The sequence below is a fragment of the Phaeocystidibacter marisrubri genome (assembly GCF_008933165.1).
Lineage (GTDB): Bacteria > Bacteroidota > Bacteroidia > Flavobacteriales > Schleiferiaceae > Phaeocystidibacter > Phaeocystidibacter marisrubri.
Genome location: NZ_WBVQ01000002.1, coordinates 236,145 through 256,338, shown reverse-complemented (window position 1 = coordinate 256,338; position 20,194 = coordinate 236,145). Strand labels below are relative to the sequence as shown.

20 protein-coding genes are annotated in these 20,194 nt (G+C 44.5%); 6 read left to right on the top strand and 14 right to left on the bottom strand.

The genetic code is table 11. From position 1 onward, the window contains the following. Positions 1-98 precede the first annotated feature (98 nt). On the top strand, positions 99-1,496 hold the full coding sequence (locus F8C82_RS08535) for a tetratricopeptide repeat protein (protein WP_170266202.1): 1,398 nt from the start codon (positions 99-101) through the stop codon (positions 1,494-1,496). Here F8C82_RS08535 and F8C82_RS08530 read toward each other — a convergent pair whose 3' ends face one another. From F8C82_RS08530 to pepE, 6 genes are all read right to left on the bottom strand, one after another. Beyond that, positions 1,497-2,255 carry a class I SAM-dependent methyltransferase gene (locus F8C82_RS08530; protein WP_151693167.1) on the bottom strand — a complete coding sequence of 253 codons (759 nt, stop codon included), beginning with the start codon at positions 2,253-2,255 and terminating at the stop codon, positions 1,497-1,499. Continuing rightward, complete coding sequence (map, locus tag F8C82_RS08525; RefSeq protein ID WP_151693166.1) at positions 2,252-3,058, bottom strand: type I methionyl aminopeptidase; 807 nt, start codon at positions 3,056-3,058, stop codon at positions 2,252-2,254. The genes F8C82_RS08530 and map overlap by 4 nt, the downstream gene beginning before the upstream one ends. A gap of 9 nt (positions 3,059-3,067) precedes the next feature. Continuing rightward, a complete protein-coding gene (locus F8C82_RS08520) occupies positions 3,068-3,475 on the bottom strand; it encodes a BT0820 family HAD-type phosphatase (protein ID WP_151693165.1) in 408 nt (135 codons plus the stop codon). Further along, entirely contained in the window at positions 3,472-4,983 is a 1,512-nt protein-coding gene (gene gpmI, locus F8C82_RS08515) for a 2,3-bisphosphoglycerate-independent phosphoglycerate mutase (protein WP_151693164.1), read from the bottom strand. The genes F8C82_RS08520 and gpmI overlap by 4 nt, the downstream gene beginning before the upstream one ends. 125 nt (positions 4,984-5,108) lie before the next feature. Beyond that, positions 5,109-5,789, bottom strand: a complete 681-nt coding sequence (gene elbB / locus F8C82_RS08510; RefSeq protein ID WP_151693163.1) for an isoprenoid biosynthesis glyoxalase ElbB — start codon at positions 5,787-5,789, stop codon at positions 5,109-5,111. A gap of 12 nt (positions 5,790-5,801) precedes the next feature. After that, positions 5,802-6,500, bottom strand: coding sequence for a dipeptidase PepE (gene pepE, locus F8C82_RS08505; protein WP_151693162.1), 699 nt, complete (start codon positions 6,498-6,500; stop codon positions 5,802-5,804). A gap of 168 nt (positions 6,501-6,668) precedes the next feature. Here pepE and F8C82_RS08500 point away from each other — a divergent pair, with 168 nt between their 5' ends. Then, entirely contained in the window at positions 6,669-7,355 is a 687-nt protein-coding gene (locus F8C82_RS08500) for a hypothetical protein (protein WP_151693161.1), read from the top strand. Between the two features lie 80 nt (positions 7,356-7,435). On the opposite strand, the gene F8C82_RS08495 is transcribed toward F8C82_RS08500, so the two are convergent. Then, complete coding sequence (locus tag F8C82_RS08495; RefSeq protein ID WP_151693160.1) at positions 7,436-9,019, bottom strand: hypothetical protein; 1,584 nt, start codon at positions 9,017-9,019, stop codon at positions 7,436-7,438. A gap of 95 nt (positions 9,020-9,114) precedes the next feature. After that, the gene (locus F8C82_RS08490; RefSeq protein WP_151693159.1) at positions 9,115-10,392 is read right to left on the bottom strand and encodes a sialidase/neuraminidase family protein; all 1,278 of its coding nucleotides are present in this window, start codon (positions 10,390-10,392) and stop codon (positions 9,115-9,117) included. 83 nt (positions 10,393-10,475) lie between these two features. Here F8C82_RS08490 and F8C82_RS08485 point away from each other — a divergent pair, with 83 nt between their 5' ends. The 3 genes from F8C82_RS08485 to F8C82_RS08475 are packed head-to-tail and all read left to right on the top strand — an operon-like array spanning position 10,476 to position 13,625. Next, on the top strand, positions 10,476-10,976 hold the full coding sequence (locus tag F8C82_RS08485; protein WP_151693158.1) for a DUF6702 family protein: 501 nt from the start codon (positions 10,476-10,478) through the stop codon (positions 10,974-10,976). Between the two features lie 8 nt (positions 10,977-10,984). Next, positions 10,985-11,560: a HupE/UreJ family protein gene (locus F8C82_RS08480; RefSeq protein WP_151693157.1), complete on the top strand. Its 576-nt coding sequence runs from the start codon at positions 10,985-10,987 to the stop codon at positions 11,558-11,560. 22 nt (positions 11,561-11,582) lie between these two features. After that, positions 11,583-13,625 carry a M1 family metallopeptidase gene (locus F8C82_RS08475; RefSeq protein WP_151693156.1) on the top strand — a complete coding sequence of 681 codons (2,043 nt, stop codon included), beginning with the start codon at positions 11,583-11,585 and terminating at the stop codon, positions 13,623-13,625. A gap of 65 nt (positions 13,626-13,690) precedes the next feature. On the opposite strand, the gene F8C82_RS08470 is transcribed toward F8C82_RS08475, so the two are convergent. Genes F8C82_RS08470 through F8C82_RS08460 form a run of 3 tightly spaced genes read right to left on the bottom strand, consistent with a single transcriptional unit; the run spans position 13,691 to position 15,595 of the window. After that, a complete protein-coding gene (locus tag F8C82_RS08470; RefSeq protein ID WP_151693155.1) occupies positions 13,691-14,224 on the bottom strand; it encodes a DUF2911 domain-containing protein in 534 nt (177 codons plus the stop codon). 54 nt (positions 14,225-14,278) lie between these two features. Next, complete coding sequence (locus F8C82_RS08465; protein WP_151693154.1) at positions 14,279-14,545, bottom strand: hypothetical protein; 267 nt, start codon at positions 14,543-14,545, stop codon at positions 14,279-14,281. Between the two features lie 36 nt (positions 14,546-14,581). Beyond that, positions 14,582-15,595 carry a helix-turn-helix transcriptional regulator gene (locus tag F8C82_RS08460; RefSeq protein ID WP_151693153.1) on the bottom strand — a complete coding sequence of 338 codons (1,014 nt, stop codon included), beginning with the start codon at positions 15,593-15,595 and terminating at the stop codon, positions 14,582-14,584. A 623-nt stretch (positions 15,596-16,218) separates the two neighbouring features. Here F8C82_RS08460 and F8C82_RS08455 point away from each other — a divergent pair. Further along, positions 16,219-17,322, top strand: a complete 1,104-nt coding sequence (locus tag F8C82_RS08455) for a slipin family protein (protein WP_151693152.1) — start codon at positions 16,219-16,221, stop codon at positions 17,320-17,322. A 50-nt stretch (positions 17,323-17,372) separates the two neighbouring features. Here F8C82_RS08455 and F8C82_RS08450 read toward each other — a convergent pair whose 3' ends face one another. The 3 genes from F8C82_RS08450 to F8C82_RS08440 are packed head-to-tail and all read right to left on the bottom strand — an operon-like array spanning position 17,373 to position 20,165. Further along, positions 17,373-17,933: a DUF192 domain-containing protein gene (locus F8C82_RS08450; RefSeq protein WP_151693151.1), complete on the bottom strand. Its 561-nt coding sequence runs from the start codon at positions 17,931-17,933 to the stop codon at positions 17,373-17,375. 3 nt (positions 17,934-17,936) lie between these two features. After that, positions 17,937-19,043 carry a prolipoprotein diacylglyceryl transferase gene (locus F8C82_RS08445; RefSeq protein WP_151693150.1) on the bottom strand — a complete coding sequence of 369 codons (1,107 nt, stop codon included), beginning with the start codon at positions 19,041-19,043 and terminating at the stop codon, positions 17,937-17,939. A gap of 21 nt (positions 19,044-19,064) precedes the next feature. Continuing rightward, on the bottom strand, positions 19,065-20,165 hold the full coding sequence (locus F8C82_RS08440) for a TolB family protein (RefSeq protein ID WP_151693149.1): 1,101 nt from the start codon (positions 20,163-20,165) through the stop codon (positions 19,065-19,067). Positions 20,166-20,194: the final 29 nt, after the last annotated feature.

Here is a 20,194-nt window from a genome sequence, read left to right as displayed (position 1 = left end):
TTAGGGGTTCACATCGAGCCCCTTTTTTTATGCGCGTACGTTTTCTATTTTCTCTCTTATTGCTCTTGGTTTCAGTGTGTTCCTTTGCGCAGTTTCCGATGGATAAGAAGCTGAAGCAAGCGCATGAATTGATTTTTACTCTCAAGTTTGACAGTGCAGAAACCATTCTCAATTCGTACGAGAAGGATCACCCCAATCAGCAAACAACTTCCTACTTAAGGTTCAATTTATTTTTCCTTCGCCATTTTGTGGATGAAGATGAGGCGGCGTTTACTAAGGATAAGCGCAAGATGTTGGATTGGTTAGAGGTAGTGAAAGATGGAGATGAATCAAGCCCGTATTATCACCTCTACGTTGGTGAAATGAAGTTCGAAATGGCCGCTCTGGAACTGAAGTTCGGGAGGATGTTTAGCGGTGCCCAGTATGCCCTAGGAGCGCTGAGTTCCATGGAGGATGGTCAAGAAGAGTATCCTGATTTTGTTCCCTTAAAAGTGGGTGCTGGAGTATTAAATGTCGCCATTGGAAGTGTTCCCGATAATTATCGATTTCTGACATCCATGTTGGGATATTCGGGTGATCTAGAATTGGGTCTTCAATTGTTGAGAGAATCAACCCAAGTGTCGGAACAGCCTCAGTGGAGTTATTTGAAGACTAAGAATGTATTTGTCTATGTGTACGTGGCTCAGCAACTCAACCCCAACGTTAAGCTGAGTGTGAAGTCGTACGGCTTAGATCCTCATACCAATCCTCTTCTGGCCTATTTAGAGTCTAGGTTGCTCCAGAAAGAGGGCGACATGGATGAGTTGATCGATATGCTTTTGGACGTTCGCGCTATTCCCGGCGTTCATGATTTTCCTTACTTGGTATACACGCTGGGACGGGCGAAATTAACTCGAGGAGATGAGGATGCCAATCTTCACTTACTCTCGTATTTGCAGATGAATAAAGGCGTCAATTACAACAAGTCGACTTTGCGCTTTTTGAGTTGGTATTATCGATTGAGAGGACAGAATGCTCGAATGGAGCTGTACCGTTCTAGGGTTTTGGAAGAGGGTACCGCATCTGTAGGAGCTGATCTTGAAGCACTTCGTGAATGTGAAGTTGAACCCATTGCCTTGGAGCTCTTAAAAGCCCGTTTAGCCTTTGATTCAGGTCAGCATCAAAAGGTTTTGAGGATGCTGAAAGGAAAGGAGTCTCAAATTTGCCGTACCCAGAACGATCACATGGAATTCCATTATCGACTCGGTAGATCGTACGAGCAACTGGAAGACGTTAAGAATGCCATCACCTCATTAACTAACGCTATCAAGTATACGATAGAGCCGATAACGGTTAACAGAGTGTACTCAGAGTTGCATCTGGCCTTGCTTTATGAGCAGACCAAAGAATTCGTCAAAGCGCGCGAGCACTACGAAAACGTCCTAGAATTTGACGATTATCCTTGGTATGAAGGGACTCAGCAAAAGGCCAAAGCCGGACTGGAACGTTTGGACTGATTACTTGCTACAAACGTAGAGAGGTTCTCCTTTTGGAAGGCGATACTTATCGAATTCCTCAGATGGAAGAATTTCGGAGAAATCCACCTTTGTAACTTTGAACCCTGCATTTTTCAGACGATCCGCATAGTCTTTTCCGTACTTGCGAACATGGTCGTACTGACCGAATAGTCGTTCTCTTTCAGCGGGATCAGTAATGCTTGGATCTTCCACTGTAACCTCTTGATTGGGGATATATGGCACTTGCATAATGGCCATTCCTCCTGGCTTTAGAACCCGACAAAGCTCGCGCATGCACTGTTGATCGTCGTCTACGTGTTCCAAAACATGGTTGCAAAAAACCACGTCAAATGTATTTTCCTCGAATGGAATATCGTGAATGTCCATGGAGATATCCGCGATCGGTGAATCTAAGTCAGCCGTCGTGTAATCCAAATTTGACATTTTTCTGAACCTTCCATAGAAGCACTGCTCTGGTGCAACGTGTAGCACTTTTTTAGGCTGAGTGAAGAAGTCGGACTCGCGCTTTAAGTAGAGCCACATTAAGCGGTGGCGTTCCAAGCTATTGGTACCAGGTGAAAGGGCGTTTTCGCGAATATTGCCTCCGTAACCGTACGGGAGGAACTTTCTATATCCCTTGCCGTCAATGGGGTCTACAAATCGAGAACCACCATAGAGAACTGGGGCGAAAAACTGAACCACATAACTCAACCGGATGAGCCAGGGTCTTGGAATATACTTGAGCGCGAACTTAATCATCGTGTGAGTGGTACTTTGAAATCTTCAGCAGGAAGGCCTAATGCTTCGTAAACATAGTCAAAAGTGGACAGTACATCTGGTTTTCCATCCACAATAGCCACATCGTGTTCAAAGTGAGCCGAGTGTTTTCTATCGCCCGAAACAATCGTCCAACCATCTTTCAAGTAAGCCACACGATGAGTACCCATGTTGATCATCGGTTCAATGGCTAGAACCAATCCTTCTTGAAGTTTCTTTCCTCTGCCACGTCTTCCGTAATTCGGAACCTGCGGATCTTCGTGCATGGTTTTTCCAATACCATGTCCAACCAAGTCTCGAACAACACCGTAACCATGCGCTTCCGCGTGTTGCTGAATGGCCCATCCGATATCTTCCAAGCGATTTCCAGCTCTCATTTGCTCAATTCCCAAGTAGAGAGATTCCAAGGTGACATCAAGTAATTTTTTCACCTCAGGCTTCACTTCGCCCACGGCAAATGTGAAGGCGTGATCGCCGTAATAACCATTCTTTAGGGCCCCACAATCTACAGAGATGGTGTCTCCTTCACGCAGTGGTTCGTTATCCGGATACCCGTGAACAACTACTTCGTTTTTGCTCATGCAAAGGGTGTTAGGGAAGTCGTACATACCCAGAAATCCAGGTTCTGCACCTTGGCTTCGGATGTAGTCTTCCGCTAGTTTATCGAGATAGAGTGGAGTTACACCTGGCTTGATTTCCTTTGCAACCACACCCAAGGTTCTCGATACGATTTGAGCGCTTTCACGCATCAATTCAATTTCTTCTTTCGACTTATAAATAATCATAAGGTCAGCTTATCTGCCAAGACCAAAAAGGCCTTTTTTCTTTTTAGTTTTCACTTCTAACTCACGGTTAGAAATCATCTGGTAAAGTTCTCCCCAGCCCGGGAATCCGCCCACATTTCTATCGTCAATAAAAATGTCGGCGTTCAATTTGCGAGGAACATCTTTGTCGGTGGGGTCTTCGTTCGGATAACTCTTGTTCACCGCGTAGAACTCAATCCCATTCTCTTTGCAAAATTCAACGGCATGGTCTAGTTTCCTTCCGTTTCTGTAGGTCCATAGGATGAGACGATGACCGTCTTTTTCGAGTTGTTTCAGCGTTTCGAAAGCAAACAACATAGGTTTGCCAATCTTTGGATAGGCGTCTTCAACAATGGTTCCGTCGAAGTCAACCGCAATGATTAAGGACTTTGGAATCATTTGGATATTAAGCTTTTGCCGGTCATAGCGCTAGGCTGTTCAATTTGCATCAATTCTAAGAGGGTAGGAGCGATGTCCCCCAGTTTACCGGTACTCAATTTATAACTATCCACATCATTCCCAACAAGGAAAACAGGTACGGGTTGAGTGGTGTGCGCCGTATTCGGAGATCCATCTGGATTGATCATACAATCAGCATTTCCGTGATCCGCTAGGATAATGAAGGTGTAATCGTTCTTCAACCCAGCTTCCACAACAGCTTGAGCACAACTGTCTACCGTTTCACACGCTTTGATTGCGGCCTCCATACTACCTGTATGACCTACCATATCTGGATTGGCAAAGTTGAGACAGATGAAATCGGCCTCACCACTTTCCAATTCGGGAAGGATAGCATCGCGAATATCTGCGGCACTCATCTCAGGCTGGAGGTCGTAGGTAGCCACCTTTGGAGAAGGGCAAAGTAGGCGTTTTTCTCCTTCGAACTCCGTTTCTCTACCGCCGGAAAAGAAGAAGGTTACGTGAGGATACTTCTCTGTTTCTGCAATCCGGATTTGTTTTTTACCCGCCTTTTCGAGAACCTCTCCGAGTGTTTCGGTGAGATTTTCTTTCTCGTAGAGAACGTGAACACCTTTAAAGGTGTCATCGTATCGAGCCATGGTCACATAATAGATGTCCAAGGGCTCCATGTTCTGTTCTGGAAACGCTCTTTGGGTAAGCGCTTGTGTAATTTGTCGACCTCTATCTGTTCTAAAATTGAAACAGATGACAACGTCGTTGGGGCCAATGGTAGCCAATGGCTGTCCACTCCGGGTTATCACAACAGGTTCAATAAATTCGTCGGTTACACCATTGGCATAACTGTCTTCCAAAGCCTTGGCTGGCATAGCGTAGCTCTCACCTGTGCCGTGAACCATGAGGTCGTAGGCTTTCTTTACGCGCTCCCAACGGTTGTCGCGATCCATCGCGAAATATCTTCCTACAATGCTGGCAATATGGCCTGTAGTTTTTGCCATATGGTTCTCGAGTTCTTCCACGTACTTCTTCCCACCTTTCGGGTCGGTATCTCTACCGTCTGTAAAAGCGTGAACAAATACCTTGTGCAAACCTCGCTCTGAAGCTGCGCTGAGAAGGCCCTTTAAATGCTTAATATGACTGTGAACGCCGCCATCACTTAGAAGTCCGATGAGGTGAACTTTGCTCTGATGCTGTTCGGCGTGTTCGAAGGCTGCGATGAGTTCAGGATTTGCGGCAAGACCGCCATTGTCCACTTCGTTGTTGATGCGAACGAGGTCTTGAAATACCACTCGTCCTGCGCCGAGATTCATGTGTCCCACCTCAGAGTTTCCCATTTGGCCTTCGGGAAGACCAACATCCAGGCTAGAGGCTTCAATTCGGTTGTTTGGATATTTCGTGTACAGGCTATCTACAAAGGGAGTATTCGCTTTGTCAATAGCAGAAACAGATGGGTCTTTTGCAATACCCCATCCGTCTAGAATCATAAGCATGGTTTTCTTCACGGCAATATCCTTTTCAATGAAAAAACGCCTGAACAATAGTGGTTCAAAGCGTTTGCAAAATTACAGGTTTTTGTTCGGACTAAAAGGGTCGCGTCTATCTCGTTCTGTTGCGATCAAATGAGAGCGAGAATTTTATCCAATGCAAGTTCGATATTTTTCTTCACCTCTACGATGTTTGCGTCCATCATATAGCAAGGTGCACACACGATTTTGTTCGATTCGTCCACGCTCACTTCTCTCACAGTTTTCATTTCAGATTTTGCCCCCGTTGCTTCAACACCGCCGCTAATAGCCGCAATATCATACGGAGATCCTTCTGCTGTGGAGCCTACCGAGAGCGTTGAATGGTAGTTGGACCCCTCAAGTGCTTTTGCAACAGTAGTTGGACTCATACAGAGTGCACCTATGGGTTTCCCCGCGCTTACGAAGTCGAGTATGAGGTTTTTAACACTTTCATTGATCGGGCCATTTGGACCTTCAAAGGCCCATTTGGTAAAATTTTTAGCCGTACCAAATCCGCCGGGCATCATGAGCACATCATAGGGACTGGCATCAAAATCACTGAGTTTGACAATTTCTCCACGCGCGATTCTCGCCGATTCTACGAATACATTTCTCGTTTCTTCCATTTCAGAACCATTGGTGTGATCAATCACATGGTGCTGTTGGATGTCCGGCGCAACGCACTGATACGTATGACCTCTTTCCGCAATGGCGAGTAGCGTTAGAACGGCCTCTTGAATCTCGGTCCCGTCATACACTCCCGAACCGTGCAATAGAACTGCAAATTTCATAGTGAATGTTTTTTAAAGTAAGTCGCTCCAATCTCCTGGAGCACGCTCTATGGCAGCAACCCCTTTTCTAAAAAGTCGTGCCGTAAGTTCGCCTTTCAATTCAAGTTTATCTCCTTCCCTTCGAAGCCAAGAACCTTCTCTAAGGCCAACCACAGGCTGTTCATTGAAGTGATGGAACTCATTGATGCGTGTTTCACGCGTTTCACCCATGTGAGTAGAAGAAGGGTCGGGGTCCAAATAATGTGGATTGATGTTGAAAGGTACCAGTCCAAGGGCGTCAAAGCTCGGAGGGTAAACGATGGGCATATCGTTAGTTGTTCTCACCGTAAGTCCCGTCAAGTTAGATCCAGCGCTAGAACCCATGTAAGGTAAACCATCTTCAACGGCAGATTTTAAATCGGCCATCACTCCAAGATCGTACAAGGTTTTAACTAGTACAAAAGTATTGCCTCCACCAGTAAAGACTCCTTCCGCCCAATTGAGAGCCTCTGTGTGATTTTCAAAAGTGTGAATACCTCGCATAGTGTATCCCCATTCTGTAAATCGCTCGGTTGCTTTCTCGGTGTATTCGTCCCAAGTTATTCCACCTGGACGAGCATATGGGATGAACAAGATGTTTTTTCCCTTAAAGAATGAACTCACCTCTTCCTTTAGGTAGGAGAGGTAAGGTTTACCGTGGATGGATGAAGTGGATACAATGAGAAGTCTCATGTCAAAGTCATGTCTTGCGTTGGAAGTAGCTGTAAAGATAGCGGCTTGCGGAAATTGACCCAATGTTAATGCGTAAAAAGAGAGATTGGATGAGATGGATACAAAGGATAATTACACATGGAATTATCTATCACAATTGCTTTCTTTGTCTGAACAAAATAAAAATCAATGAAAAACTCTTTCTCTCTACTAAGAATTATAACGCTTGTCATTTTTCTAGGTGCCTCTGCTCAAATTTATGGTCAACGCGTTGTTGTTAGACGTGCTGACGGGACGTCAACCATTCAGGAAGGACGTCAGAGAAGACAGGCACATAAAACCTATCCTATCGCCATCAAATTAGCTGCATCTGAGATATTGTACGGTAACTACATGGTAAATGGCGAATACCGCTTCATAGATGATTTCACTATTGGAGGAGGTCTTGGTATTACCTCTCAAGAAGGAAACTACTTGGCATCGGTCATGGAAGTAAACGGAATGTACAAAGGCGGGTCAAATGGAACCGGTTTCTCATTTAACATAGAACCGAGGTATTATAATGATGATGCCTTAGAAGATAATGCGATGTTTTATGGTATTGGCTTTATGAGAAGATCGTATAATGTCCTTAGAGAAGATTCTTACGAGCCTTATCCTGAGGAAATTAGCGCGGTTTATAGCGACTTGTATTTGTCGTACGGAACTTCCATTGTTATTGGAGATGTTGTTGTTTTGGAAGGATTTATATCTGGAGGTATTCGTTTTATTAATGGGGAGATTTACAACCGATCTACTTCTCAAGTCAATGATATTGAGGACGGAACATACTTTGTGAAATTTGGATTGTCCTTGGGATATGTATTTAACAACTAGAAGCTACAATTGGGCTCAACAAAAAAAGAGGTTGTCTCAAAAGTTGAGACAACCTCTTTTTTATTGGGGTATGATGTGATTTAGTTAAAAGCTTTGAAGTTTCCGAATCTAAACTCATCTCCACTTGATCGGATCCAAATAGCTTCGCCGTTGCCTTTGTAGACTTGGCAACTTCCCCTAGGGCGGTAGCATAGATCATCGTCGTCTTCCGTTTCATCAATGACTTGATAGGTCATGTTCCCTTGTAGGTCCATGGTTACCATGGCAATCACAGAACTTGTGATTCTCGCTTCATGAATGTCGTCGTCTTCGCCTGACCAATATTCTATGTTGTCTTCATCATCCAAATAAAGGATGTGCAATTTATCATCGAACACAATGGTCTGGAATCCTCCGAAGTTTGGATTAGTTTTATCATATCTCTTAGGAATGACAGATGTCCAAGCTATATCTCCATTAGGGTCAATGTTTTGTACCAACAAATCGCCGTAATCGTAAGTGTAGTAGACAGTAGTATTACCTCTTCCGTCTGTTCTTGTATATGCATGAACCTCATAAATTTCAAAGATTACAACGATACCTCCATCTTCTCGTTTGATCGTATTCCGCAGTTTGAAGGGTCTTCTCACTTCGTCACCATCTTCAATATCATCTTCATCCATGTAGTGAAGACGTGTTTCATTGTCGAATTCGGCAACGGTCTTTCCCTTTACGGTCAAGCTGTCTTGATCAAGACTAATAAAGAAGGTGCCTGAGTTTCTGTCGTAGCGGTCAACTCCATACATTCCGGCGACGTAGAAAATGTTGTTCTCATTGTCTTGGTTCAATTCGGCGCTGTTCACGTAGTATTCACTCAGTCCTAAATCGACTTCGAAAATCTCATTGGTTTTGGTGTCAATTTGAAAGAATAACCATTTTTTATTCGGGGCGTCATCAATTATTACGTCGCCTCTATCTTTGTCTGATTTTACGGATACAAACAGAATGATATTCCCATTTTTAGTAAGCGAAGCGTCTTTTAAAGTACTGTACTCGTACGAGAAAGGAAATTCAATTTCTAAGTGAAACTGTGAGTTCAGATTGCTGTCGAGTATATCAAGATTGGTAATGCGATTGTCTTCCTCTTCTTCGAATTGATGAGTGGTGAGCACGAGCGTCTTATTGCTATTTCTGTCGCGGTAAACAGAGTAAGATCCTTCATCATCGTCATCGGTATGAATGGTGGTAATGAAATCAAGTTCTCCAAACTGCCCATCTTCAGAGATGATAGATCTGAAAATATAAGTCTCGTTTTTTCTCTTGTTGTGATTCCAGTAGATAAGGTGGAATTCGCCATTTTCAACACGGATGTCAACCAAATGACATTCTTTTCCAAGGTATTCAGGGTGGTCTTCGACTTCCATTGACCAATACAGCTTGTGAGAATCTTTGTCGAATTTTGAGAGTATTAGAGTGCCTGTGGAAAATAGACCTGGTGAAGTGTAAGCCTTTAGGTAGATGTACTCGTGATCCACAAAGATGATGTCGGTAGTGGAGACATCATCCATCTCAATCAAGGGCCCCCAGGTAAGGTTCATGTTGTAATTGGCAAGCGGGTCATCTTGCTGTGAGTAAAGTCTTGTGCTAACGATTAAAAGCACAATCAGAGAGCGAAGTAATTTCATGTCTGGTTACAGATTTGTGATTAATGAACCAAACTTAGGAATAAATCTATGTTCATTCGTCGAAATCATTCACTCTGTAGCAGACGGTTTCAGAACTATTTCCCCTCTAATAAAGCCGTCCACACCTGTAACTTCCCATTGCGGAACTCGGTCCATATAGGTCGTACACGACCATTGTAGGCATCGATGTCGTTGTAATCACCAAAGAATACAAATTCTAGAGGCAAGAAGCTTTCATCGTTGACAAATTGTTCGGTCCAAGTATTTCCTCCATCGGTTGATGTGGCTACAATGACATCGGTTTTTGCATCGTTGTGGTTGCGACGATCGTAGTACACAGCGTGTACGTGACCCGTGATTGGGTCTACAGTCATCCATGGAAGGAATTGCATGGTATGTGTCGTGTCTCCATTTACACGGATAGGTTCGGTCCACGTGTTACCGCTGTCAGAGCTATGGGCAATCCAAATGTCCATGTCGGTTTCTCCATTGCGCAAATCGGCCCAACACACGTAAACTCGACCACTGTATTCTCCATTGGAAGCATCGGCTGCGGTAATGGGCATTCCATTGCTTCGGTTCAATCCGGGGATGTTTACAGTCCAACCTCCAGGCTGGTCGGCAACCGTTACATCGTGCTCCCTCCAGGTCTTTCCTCCGTCAAAGGAATGATCAAAGTAAATTTTTTCATCATAGGCCCAAGCAACGTATATCTCACCATTGGGTCCAACTGCTGGGACTGCTCCTTCAGTGGTTTGATCGTCATCAATACAATTGCCACTCAGCTCATTAATCTGAATGGCCTCACTCCAAGACTCTCCGCCATCGTCACTTCGAGCAAACAAGATATTGGAGAATTCGCTGGAGTCTTTAGATCCATAGGTGTCAAACTGCGTCCATGTGCAGTACACGGCATTGGTATTTAAATCCACCGCTGCCCATTCTTTGTCTTGGTCTTTGGGATGATTCAACCCCATGTAACTTCCTTCACTCCAATCTTCACCACCATTGTCGCTCCACTGACAAACAATGCGATCCAAGATTTTAGGGCTACTCCAGTTTTTACCATCGGGGTCGCTCAAATGGAAAAACAAGAATCGACCATTGGTATCGCTGATCACAACGGGGTCTCCCCACACGCCATGTGGACTTTCAAGATCATCGGTTGTCCAAGTTTTACCGCCGTCTTTGGAGTAATAAACGCGGTCGAGTATACTACCTGCAACCAGCACATCTGGATTGCTGAGGCTAATGGCGATGGATGGCTCACAAGGGCCAAATGGATATGCCGGAGCTTCTTTTATCAACACGGCTGTTTGCGAGTGCAACAGAGTTGAAAGACAGATCGAAAGGAGTAGAGTAAGCTGTTTCATGGTCATAAATGTAGCAACAAGTATAACGAGTACGTCAGAAATTCCGTTCAAACCTATCTATGATTTATGCTACCTTGCCCGCCATGAAGCAAAGTAAGAACATCGCCCTCGCACTGGGTTGCGCCATCATCAGTGCATCGTTTACACACAAACACGAGTACTATGTCAGTGTGGGGGAGATGGTTCTGAATGCAGATTCTGAACATCTTGAAATAGCCATGCAATTATTTACGGATGATTTGGAATACGCCCTTGAGCAATCCGAAGAAATCCAAATTGATGTTCTGAATGACGATGATGCCGAAGAATTCATTGAGAACTATATTGAATCTCATTTTGCCATTTGGGGTCAGGATGGGAAGAAGTTGGATTACGACTTAAAAGGAGTAGAGGGAGATGCCAACGCAGTGATTGTGTATCTGGAGTCGGACGATTTGAATTCCGGCCAAAAGATTCAAGTTCAACACAAGGTTTTGATGGATTATTTTCCTCATCAAATCAATATTCTCAAGGTGGGACTGGGGGATGGTCGACTTTCCTACCGTTTTGATGCTGACCAGCAAATTCAACAGATATCAATCTAACTGCGCTTATGAACGATTTTGAATTGTACTTCCGGCTGGGCTACGAGCATATCACCGATTTGAATGGGATGGATCACATCCTCTTTTTATTGGGGCTAACCGCCATTTATCAATTCAAACACTGGGGAAGACTACTCGGTGTGGTAACGGCATTTACTGTGGGGCATACCGTCACTTTGGTATTGGCTGCTATGGATGTCATCTCTGTCAATGCCGGACTGGTAGAGTTCTTAATTCCAGTCACCATTCTCATTACAGGCCTTGTCAACTTGATGCCCGTTGGTCAAAACCCCAAGAACAATCTCCGCATATTCATCGCACTTTTGTTTGGTTTGGTTCACGGTTTGGGCTTTTCAAACTTCTATCGAATGATGACCATGGGCGATGCCGATACATGGGGATATTTGCTTCCATTTGGTCTGGGAGTAGAGGTTGGCCAATTACTAATTGTCTTCTTGGTGCTGCTCATTACAGCTATTCTTCATAATTTCATGCGCCTTAAGCTACGTGACTGGAACATTTTTAATTCGGGTCTAGTGAGCGGTATTGCGGTCTATTTGATGATTCAGACCTGGCCGTTTTAGAACTTAGTAAACTTTCTGTTTGATGAAATTAAACCGAATCCTCTCCGCGGTATTGGGCGTTGCTGCTCTATTTGCAACGGCACAAGAGAATACCAATCAGAGTTTGTTCAGACAATTGGGACAAGAACTTCCCACTCCAAACGTATACCGAAATGGAGCAGGGGCCCCAGGTCATGAATACTATCAACAAAAAGCAGATTACCGCATGCAAATTCATCTAAATGATGAAGAGCAGCGCGTAGATGGCAAGGAGGAAATTACATATACGAACAACAGTCCAGACCCACTAGAATACCTCTGGTTGCAATTGGATCAAAACATGCGCGCACCTAGCAGCATGACCAATCAAATTGCAAAACCTCAGTTGTATTCCGATGGTCGAGTGTCGGATATTCGTCACTTGTTCTGGAATTTCCCAGGTGGTTTTCACATTGAGAAAGTGGGTACGGATAGTACTGACATTCCCTACACTATCGTGAACACCATGATGCGTTTGGATTTGGATAAACCGCTTCAAAGTGGTGAGTCGATTACCTTCAATGTGGATTGGTGGTACTTGATCAATGACCGCATGAAACTCGGTGGAAGATCGGGATATGAGTATTTTGAAGAAGAAGACAATTACATCTACACTTTGGCGCAGTTCTTCCCGAGAATGGCCGTTTACAACGATGTGGATGGATGGCAGAATAAGCAATTCCTCGGAAGCGGGGAGTTCACACTACCCTTTGGAGATTACGAAGTAGAGTTAACCGTTCCTGCAGATCACATTGTTGCAGCAACTGGAACGTTGATGAATGAAGATGAGGTTCTCACTTCAAAGCAATTGGAGCTTTTGAAAGTGGCAGCGGATAACAAGGAAACTCCAACCATCATCATTTCCCAAGAGGAGGCGATCGCCAATGAGAAAGAGAAAACCTCCAAAGAGAAGACTTGGGTTTTCCACGCTGAGAATGTGAGAGATTTTGCCTTCGCATCCAGTCGTAAGTTCATTTGGGATGCCATGGGAGTGGACATCAATGGTAGAACGGTTATGGCGATGAGCTACTATCCAAAAGAGGGGAATCCACTTTGGGAAGAGTACAGCACCCGTGCCGTGGCAACCACTTTGGAAGTATACAGCAAGCACACTATAGATTATCCTTACGAGAAGGCCATTTCAGTACACACCGACCGAATTGGAATGGAATACCCAATGATTTGTTTCAACGGCTATCGTCCTCATGCCGATGGGACCTACTCTGATGCCACCAAATATGGATTGATCAGTGTGGTTATTCACGAGGTAGGTCACAACTTCTTCCCGATGATTGTGAACAGCGATGAGCGTCAGTGGACTTGGATGGATGAAGGTTTGAATACCTTTATGCAGTACTTGGCAGAACAGGAGTTTGAAGAGAATTATCCTTCAAGAAGGGGGCCTGCGGCGAGTATCGTTCCTTACATGGAAGGCGATGTAGCCGGAATGATGCCTATCATGACAAACTCAGAAAGCATCTTACAATTTGGAAACAATGCTTACGGCAAGCCCGCTACAGCGCTCAACATTCTTAGAGAGACCATTCTGGGACCAGAGTTGTTCGACTATGCCTTTAAAGTGTATGCCGAGCGTTGGGCGTTCAAGCATCCTACTCCTGCGGACTTCTTCCGTACCATGGAAGATGCTTCAGCCGTAGATCTAGACTGGTTCTGGAGAGGTTGGTTCTACACCACTAATCACGTCGATATCAGCATTACAGATTTCGAAGCACAGAAAGTGGAGATGGAGAATGGCAGCGAACTCCACTTGGTTCAATTGACTTTTGAAAATCAAGGTGGCTTGGTTATGCCTGTGATCTTGAAGTTCACGCTAGAAGACGGGACTACGGTAGATATGCGAATGCCCGCTGAAATCTGGCTGAAGAGTGAGAAGAGTTTCAAGAAAGTATTTACGTTCTCCCAAGAGGTTGAGCGCGTTGAACTCGACCCCAATTTGGAAACGGCAGATACCGATCGTTCAGATAACTATTGGCCTTCACAAGAGAAGAAGGGAACCTTTCTTTCTCGAATGTTTGGAGGATCATAATTCCAAGCGAAATAAAACAAAAAGGCCACCTCGAAAGGTGGCCTTTTTTTATGGGAGGAATCCAATTAATCGTTGGTAGGAGTGATTTTGAAAGATACCATGGTGGTGTCCCACATCATCTTCAAATTCGATTTTCTTCCTTCGGTTTCAAGAACAATGGTGAAGGGTTCCCATGTCACTTCTGTTTCTTGGGTTTCAACTTCAAAACGAAGAACGTCATTGTCTTCGTTGTATCGGTAAGCACCCCACTGACCTAAGTCGGAGTTTAGGATCACTGTCCAACTGTCTTCTGAAGGAATGGTGTACAAACTGTAAGTACCCGCTTCAATTTCTTCACCGTTGATTTCCACATCTCCTGTGAAAGTGATTTCGGTTGCGGCATTCGCTCCTGTTCTCCAAACTTTGTTGAAAGGAACCAAGCCACCAAAAATGTCGCGGCCCTTCTTGTGTGGTCGACTGTAAACTACTTTGATGTAGGTATCGCCAACGGTTGTAGTGGAGATGTCCAGTGGACTAGATTTAGGCTCCAAAGTGCCTTGGGCTAGGGTTGTTCCGGAGAAGCCTACAATGAGTGCTAGAAGTGTAAAAATGCGTTTCATCTGCTTTGTTTATAGTTGATTTGATTAGACAATTTTAAGTCTGATTTTGTTCACCTAGATGTTCTCAGACATATAGGAGAAGTGCAAAATGGACAATGCTGCAAAAGAGAAGAGCAGGTATCCCACCGTTGCCATGAGGAACAACCAGTTTTTCTGCGCTCTCATGATGTAAATCCCAACGGCCAGTATACCCACTCTAGAAATGATAAATAGCGGTAGATGCTGCTTTGCATCAAATACGGCGTGAACGTTCGAAATCGTGAGGAACATATCTAGCATGATCAATGCGACCAATACGATAAGTGCTACAGAATTTTTCATGCATGTGTTTTGAAATGGCAAGGTACGAAGGAGTTGTTATTCACCTTCGTAGTTTTGGTATCCTAATCGGTAAAGCCGACGCATTTTTCGAAAGCGGCTTCTGGGTGCGGTGATGATCAGACCTGGTCCGTGACTCATGAACACACTCTCTAGCTCGTAATTCCACTGTACTTGAATTTGGAAATAGGTAAACTCATCATCCTTATGGAGCACCACTTGTGAATGGTGGATCGGTTTGGTTTCGATGTAGGGGGCATTCTTTCGTTCTACCTTAAATTCGATGGTTTCCGTTGGAGTGTTCTTTCCAACGGTTACGCCTACTACATCATCAAAGTAGTTGGCAGTGTTGAGGTCTGGGAATTCAAGTCGACGTTCTTGACTGACTTTGAGAGATTCAATTCTATCTAAAGCCAGCAAGAGGTTGTCAGACTTCTTGTCTTTTCTACCCAGTACAAACCAGCGGTTCCGGAATTCTTTCAGCAGAAAGGCGTGGAAGATAAAAGAATCGGGCTTTCGCGCTTTAAACGACTGATAGGTTATATGTAGTTGTCGTTTGCCCTGAATGGCGTGATAGAGCGTGTCTAAGTGTTCCAATCCCTTTAAGCGAATGTTCTTTTCAAGGTTGATGATGGGGGCGTTCTCGCTTTTGTGCGTGAGAATTTTATCCTCCAGCCGTTGCACCATCCCGCTCAAATCGTGGAAATGACTGAACCCTGAAAACTGTCGAAGGATATCTACCACTTCGTGCAGTTTGTCGATGTCTGTATCATTTAAAGGGGTGTTGGTAATGGAGTATTCGGGGTCGCTATATCGATAGTACTTCTTGTCGTACACTTCTATAGGAGCATTGTAGCCCAGCTGATCAGAGCGCAGCATTTGGAGGTCGAGCTGGATGGTACGTTTGCTCACGCCACCTCGAATTCCAGCATACTCATAGAGGCCATCGGCACAGGCATCCATTAAATCTTCCAACTCAAAACGTCGGAATTTATTCCTAAGACACTGATCTAGAATTCGATAACGGATGAGAGCGTTGCGGTTGGCTGGCATGAATGAATTTTTTTTGAAAATAATTATTACTACGCAAATAGATTGCGTAGTTGAGTTAATTCTTTGCAGTGTTCAATGAGTCATCATTCAGAACGCGTTCTTGCAAAAGAGATTGACAATCATCTCCTCTCCGAATTTCTGGGAGGAGAGAAGTGTTACAGTGGAATTGGATGTTTCTAACGGCATTTTCCCTTGAGCTCTTTGAGTGATCAAGTTGGTATCCATCAGCACTTCTCTGTCACGGTCGCCGGTTCGATTCCGGCCTTTCCAAATGGAAAGTAACTCAGTTGGTAGAGTATGACACTTGCTTATGGTGCAAGTTTTATTGTTCCTGGTTCGAATCCAGGTATGCCCTTACGGGTGTAGCTCAATTGGTAAGAGTACCTCTCTTTTATGTTTTGGGGAAGATGCAGCACCTGGTGCGGTACTGCAGTGTTGAACGAATAGGATACCGTTGTTCGTCGATGTGTTTTTCTTCGCTCTCCAGCAGAAGTAGTCTCTCTCCTGCTTTCTGTCCGATAGTATAGAAGCTCATATCTACGATTAACTCAATATGAATTCCACCCTGTGGCTCTTAGGCGTCTTCCCTTTTTATTCAGTAATCATTTTTAATTCTCAAGACTATGGTACAGAAAGTAATCGTAGCTCCCGGTGAAGTCATAGTCCTTGTTAAAGGCAAAGAAGTCACACGGGTTTTAGAAAGAGGAACACATTATGTGTTCGGACGTCAGAGGGTAGAGCGATACCATCTCGCAGAGAAGTTCATACCTCGTAATATGACGCTCCAGGTGGCTTTGCAAAGTGAAGTCTTAAAGTCCATGTTGAACGAAGTGGATGTTTCCCAAAGTGAGGTGGGATTGGTGAGTGAAAAAAACCGACTCATTCAAGTTCTTACTTCTGGAACGCATGCGTTTTGGAAATCGGAGCTAGCACCTGAAGTAACAGTAGTAAGTATGGCGGAAGCGGAAACTTGCAACGAATTGCCTGTAGAGTGGTTGGATCGATTGGTCACTTCAATGCACGTTCGTAAAGTGATGGTAGAGAGAGGTGAAGTGGGCTTGCTCTGGAAAGACGGTGAGTTTGTTCGCACGTTGAATGCAGGTGTGTATCGATTTTGGAAGAACAACCAAGATTTGGTGATCAAAACGGTGAGCACACGGATTGAAACCGTCAACTTAAACGGTCAGGAGCTTTTGACAAAGGACAAAGCCGCCGTTCGGTTGAACTACACTTTGACATATAAAGTGAACGATCCAAAAGTAGCAGTGGAAGCTGTTGCCAATATCAGCGAATACCTCTACAAAAAAATTGCATTAGCCATTCGAGAGGTTGCCAGCGGACTTTCCTTGGAAGATTTGTTGGCCGCTCGTGAGAAGGCGAATGATCAAATTGTAAAGTTGATACAGGCGAATACCGCGTTGGTGGGAATTGATATACTAGACGGTGGTTTAATTGATGTAATTCTGCCTGGCGATGTCAAAGACATCTTGAACATGGTTCTCATTGCGGAGAAAGAGGCGCAAGCTAATGTGATTCGCAGACGAGAAGAAATGGCAGCGGTTCGAAATAGCTTGAATTCAGCTAAACTTATGGATGAGAACCCAGTTCTCTTCCGATTGAAAGAGCTTGAACTCGTTGAGCGCATTTCTGGTAAAGTAGGCGCGCTTAACGTGAGTGGTTCGGGAGAAGTTCTCGAACAATTGAGGAAGTTGATATCCTCCGAATAAAAAGAAACCCCGATGTGTAGTGCATCGGGGTTATTGGGTTGGTGAGGGTGTCAGTTTGTCGAGTTGTCGTACCAACTTACTTTATCACCCACGGCTACACCGTGACTGAGGCTGTAGCCTGCTGGCAGCTCTAGAACGTAGCTCGCAGGTGCTTCTGAACGAAGTGGTGCATCGCTAAGTGGCTTTGCATTGTTCACCATTGAAACGATTTCACGTTTGTTGTTGATGTAGAGAATATCTAGTCCCATGTAAGTGTTTCGCATCCAGAAGCTCTGCAAACGCTCTTCGCCCATAGGGAAAAGCATTCCGTAAAAATCAGGTTTAAAAGAACGGCGATACATCATTCCATACTGGCGCTCTTCTTCAGATCGAGTAATTTCCAGAGGAAGTGCAACTAAAGTGTCTCCCGTTTCGGCTTTTGTGATCCAAACCGATCCGTCTTCTCTAAACTTCGGCTCGTAGGGTTGAGATTTTGATGTGCCACTTCCGCTATTCCCATCCTTGTTTCGAGTCGGAGCACTTTCGCGATTACATGAACCAAACTGCGACACAATGAACAGTGCCATCGCAGCCAATACGAGTATTACTCCAAATTTTCTAGCAAATTGCATGGCTTACTTCTTTTCTGTGTTCGTCAATTCTACTGGCTTAGCAAAAGCCATCATCACCAAACCAATGAGAACGAGTGGAATACTCAACCATTGCCCCATATTCAAACTCATGCCTTCTTCAAAAGCTGTCTGATTGGCTTTGAAGAATTCCACCACAAATCGGAACCCGAAGACCAGCACCAAGAAGGTGCCGAACAAAAATCCATTCCTTAAGGCAAAGTTGCCCTTCCTGTAAAGAGCATACAGGATGAAGAAAATCAAGAGGTATGCACCGGATTCGAAAAGTTGAGTTGGGAGTCGAGGTACGCCTAGAACTCTGAATGTAAACGATCCGTCATTGTTGATTACTGGCTCAGTGTCGGCTAGAACAATGGCGTGTAAATCATTGATGTCTTGTGTGTTGAAGTATTGAGCGATGTTTCCGAAGAGGGCATTCACCTGAGGCTGGTTAAATGGAACTCTAGGGTAAGCCGTTACGGAAAGAATAGGGTAGGTTAAACTATCGGTTTCAAGAGATTCTCCTGTGAATACAGCTGTAGCATACTTAATCTCTTGCGAGTATCGCGTTTCTCCCAATGGTCGCTCGATGTTTTTTACAAAGACCGTTTCGATACTACTGTTGTCAATCTTACCATAAATTTCTGAGTTCATCCAGTTTCCAAAACGGATGAAACAGCCAGCGAGGGCAACGGTAATCACCAATCGATCCAAGGTGTAAAGCATGGCTTTCCTCTCTTTCTGTTCGCCAGAAAAGTATTTGGTGAGTTTCTTTCCGTAGAAATACATGGCGATGATGAGAGCAATCGCAGCACCGTGGCTAGCCAATCCGCCTTGCCAAACTTGGAGAATTTCCAATGGATGCTGACTGTAGTATTCCCAATCGTAGAAGAAACAATGTCCCAATCGCGCACCTACGATTGTTGCAATAACAGCGTAGGTTAAGAAGGAGTCCATCAACTTAATGTCAATACCCTCTTTTTTGTAAATGCGAATCATCAATTGATAGCCCAGCACGAAGCCCATGGCAAACAGGAGACTGTACCAACGGAGAGTGAATCCGAAAATATCCAATCCGAAGTCGGCGTCCCAAAATATGGTCAAGTAGTTCATTTTGTGTTTTTTCGGGTGTGATTATTCAACCCAATCTGCAATAAACAAGTTGGTGCTGTGGTCTCCGCCGTTATTTCTGTTGGATGCGAATACGAGCTTCTTTCCATCAGGTGAGAACATAGGGAAGGCATCAAACACCCCGTCATACGTGATTTGCTCTACCTCATTGGTGTTTAAATCCAGCATGAAGAGATTGAATTTGTAAACCTTGTCGCTGCTGTGATTGGATGAAAAGATCACCTTTTCTCCCGAAGGATGGAAGAAGGGTGCCCAGTTTGCTCGACCCAGGTCGGTGATTTTCGTCAATTCAGTTCCATCCACATTACAGGTATAGAGTTCCATTTCCATGGGCTCCACTAAGCCCTGCTTCAATAGAGAGGTGTAGTGTTCTATTTCTGCTTCAGTTTTTGGACGAGAAGATCGGAAGATGAGTTTCTTTCCATCGGGTGAAAAGAATGCGCCACCGTCGTAGCCCAATCCAGAAGTAATTTGCTGAACATTGGAACCGTCAATGTCGCAGGTGTACAATTCGAGGTCGCCACTTCTATCACTGGTAAACACAATCTTGTCTCCCTTAGGTGAAACGGTTGCTTCCGCATCATAGCCTGGACCCTCAACAAGGGTGTCAATCACTTCTCCTTTCAGGTTGCTAACGTAGATGTCAAATGTGTTGTACACTGGCCAAACATATCCTTCGGAGCGGTCAGGCACAGGCGGACAAGCGGAATCTCCTGCGAAGGTACTTGCATAGAGAATGGTGGTATCTCCAGGTAGGAAGTACGCACAAGTGGTTCTTCCCAATCCGCTGCTAATCCGAGTAGGTTTAGTAAGCGTAGCACTGTCACTGTTCCAATCAAAGGCAAAAATATGGTCGCATTCCAATCCCCAAGCGCTGTTGTTGCTTTGGAAGGTGAGCATGGTTCCGTCAAAGCTGAAATATGCTTCGGCGTTGTCGCCTCCCCAAGTGAGTTGTCTCACATTGGCCAAGTGTTTTTCCTGTGGATAATGGATATAGGAAACCGCTGTGGCTCCAGAGTGCCCGTCTGTTTCTGATGAGGAATTAGAGCCATTACAGGCCACCATTGCCGATGCTAAAATTAGCAGTCCGAGTATCTTCTTCATTCTAGATTGAATAATGGAGCTGCAAGATA

What these genes read in the sequence shown, in the direction of transcription:
- F8C82_RS08535 (WP_170266202.1), top strand. Translation starts at nt 99, where the DNA reads ATGGATAAGAAGCTGAAGCAAGCGCATGAATTGATTTTTACTCTCAAG.
- F8C82_RS08470 (WP_151693155.1), bottom strand. Translation starts at nt 14,224, where the DNA reads ATGAAACGCATTTTTACACTTCTAGCACTCATTGTAGGCTTCTCCGGA.
- F8C82_RS08450 (WP_151693151.1), bottom strand. Translation starts at nt 17,933, where the DNA reads ATGCAATTTGCTAGAAAATTTGGAGTAATACTCGTATTGGCTGCGATG.
- elbB (WP_151693163.1), bottom strand. Translation starts at nt 5,789, where the DNA reads ATGAAATTTGCAGTTCTATTGCACGGTTCGGGAGTGTATGACGGGACC.
- F8C82_RS08485 (WP_151693158.1), top strand. Translation starts at nt 10,476, where the DNA reads ATGAAGCAAAGTAAGAACATCGCCCTCGCACTGGGTTGCGCCATCATC.
- F8C82_RS08460 (WP_151693153.1), bottom strand. Translation starts at nt 15,595, where the DNA reads ATGCCAGCCAACCGCAACGCTCTCATCCGTTATCGAATTCTAGATCAG.
- F8C82_RS08465 (WP_151693154.1), bottom strand. Translation starts at nt 14,545, where the DNA reads ATGAAAAATTCTGTAGCACTTATCGTATTGGTCGCATTGATCATGCTA.
- F8C82_RS08530 (WP_151693167.1), bottom strand. Translation starts at nt 2,255, where the DNA reads ATGATTAAGTTCGCGCTCAAGTATATTCCAAGACCCTGGCTCATCCGG.
- F8C82_RS08440 (WP_151693149.1), bottom strand. Translation starts at nt 20,165, where the DNA reads ATGAAGAAGATACTCGGACTGCTAATTTTAGCATCGGCAATGGTGGCC.
- F8C82_RS08455 (WP_151693152.1), top strand. Translation starts at nt 16,219, where the DNA reads ATGGTACAGAAAGTAATCGTAGCTCCCGGTGAAGTCATAGTCCTTGTT.
- F8C82_RS08475 (WP_151693156.1), top strand. Translation starts at nt 11,583, where the DNA reads ATGAAATTAAACCGAATCCTCTCCGCGGTATTGGGCGTTGCTGCTCTA.
- F8C82_RS08495 (WP_151693160.1), bottom strand. Translation starts at nt 9,019, where the DNA reads ATGAAATTACTTCGCTCTCTGATTGTGCTTTTAATCGTTAGCACAAGA.
- gpmI (WP_151693164.1), bottom strand. Translation starts at nt 4,983, where the DNA reads ATGCTTATGATTCTAGACGGATGGGGTATTGCAAAAGACCCATCTGTT.
- F8C82_RS08520 (WP_151693165.1), bottom strand. Translation starts at nt 3,475, where the DNA reads ATGATTCCAAAGTCCTTAATCATTGCGGTTGACTTCGACGGAACCATT.
- F8C82_RS08500 (WP_151693161.1), top strand. Translation starts at nt 6,669, where the DNA reads ATGAAAAACTCTTTCTCTCTACTAAGAATTATAACGCTTGTCATTTTT.
- map (WP_151693166.1), bottom strand. Translation starts at nt 3,058, where the DNA reads ATGATTATTTATAAGTCGAAAGAAGAAATTGAATTGATGCGTGAAAGC.
- F8C82_RS08480 (WP_151693157.1), top strand. Translation starts at nt 10,985, where the DNA reads ATGAACGATTTTGAATTGTACTTCCGGCTGGGCTACGAGCATATCACC.
- pepE (WP_151693162.1), bottom strand. Translation starts at nt 6,500, where the DNA reads ATGAGACTTCTCATTGTATCCACTTCATCCATCCACGGTAAACCTTAC.
- F8C82_RS08445 (WP_151693150.1), bottom strand. Translation starts at nt 19,043, where the DNA reads ATGAACTACTTGACCATATTTTGGGACGCCGACTTCGGATTGGATATT.
- F8C82_RS08490 (WP_151693159.1), bottom strand. Translation starts at nt 10,392, where the DNA reads ATGAAACAGCTTACTCTACTCCTTTCGATCTGTCTTTCAACTCTGTTG.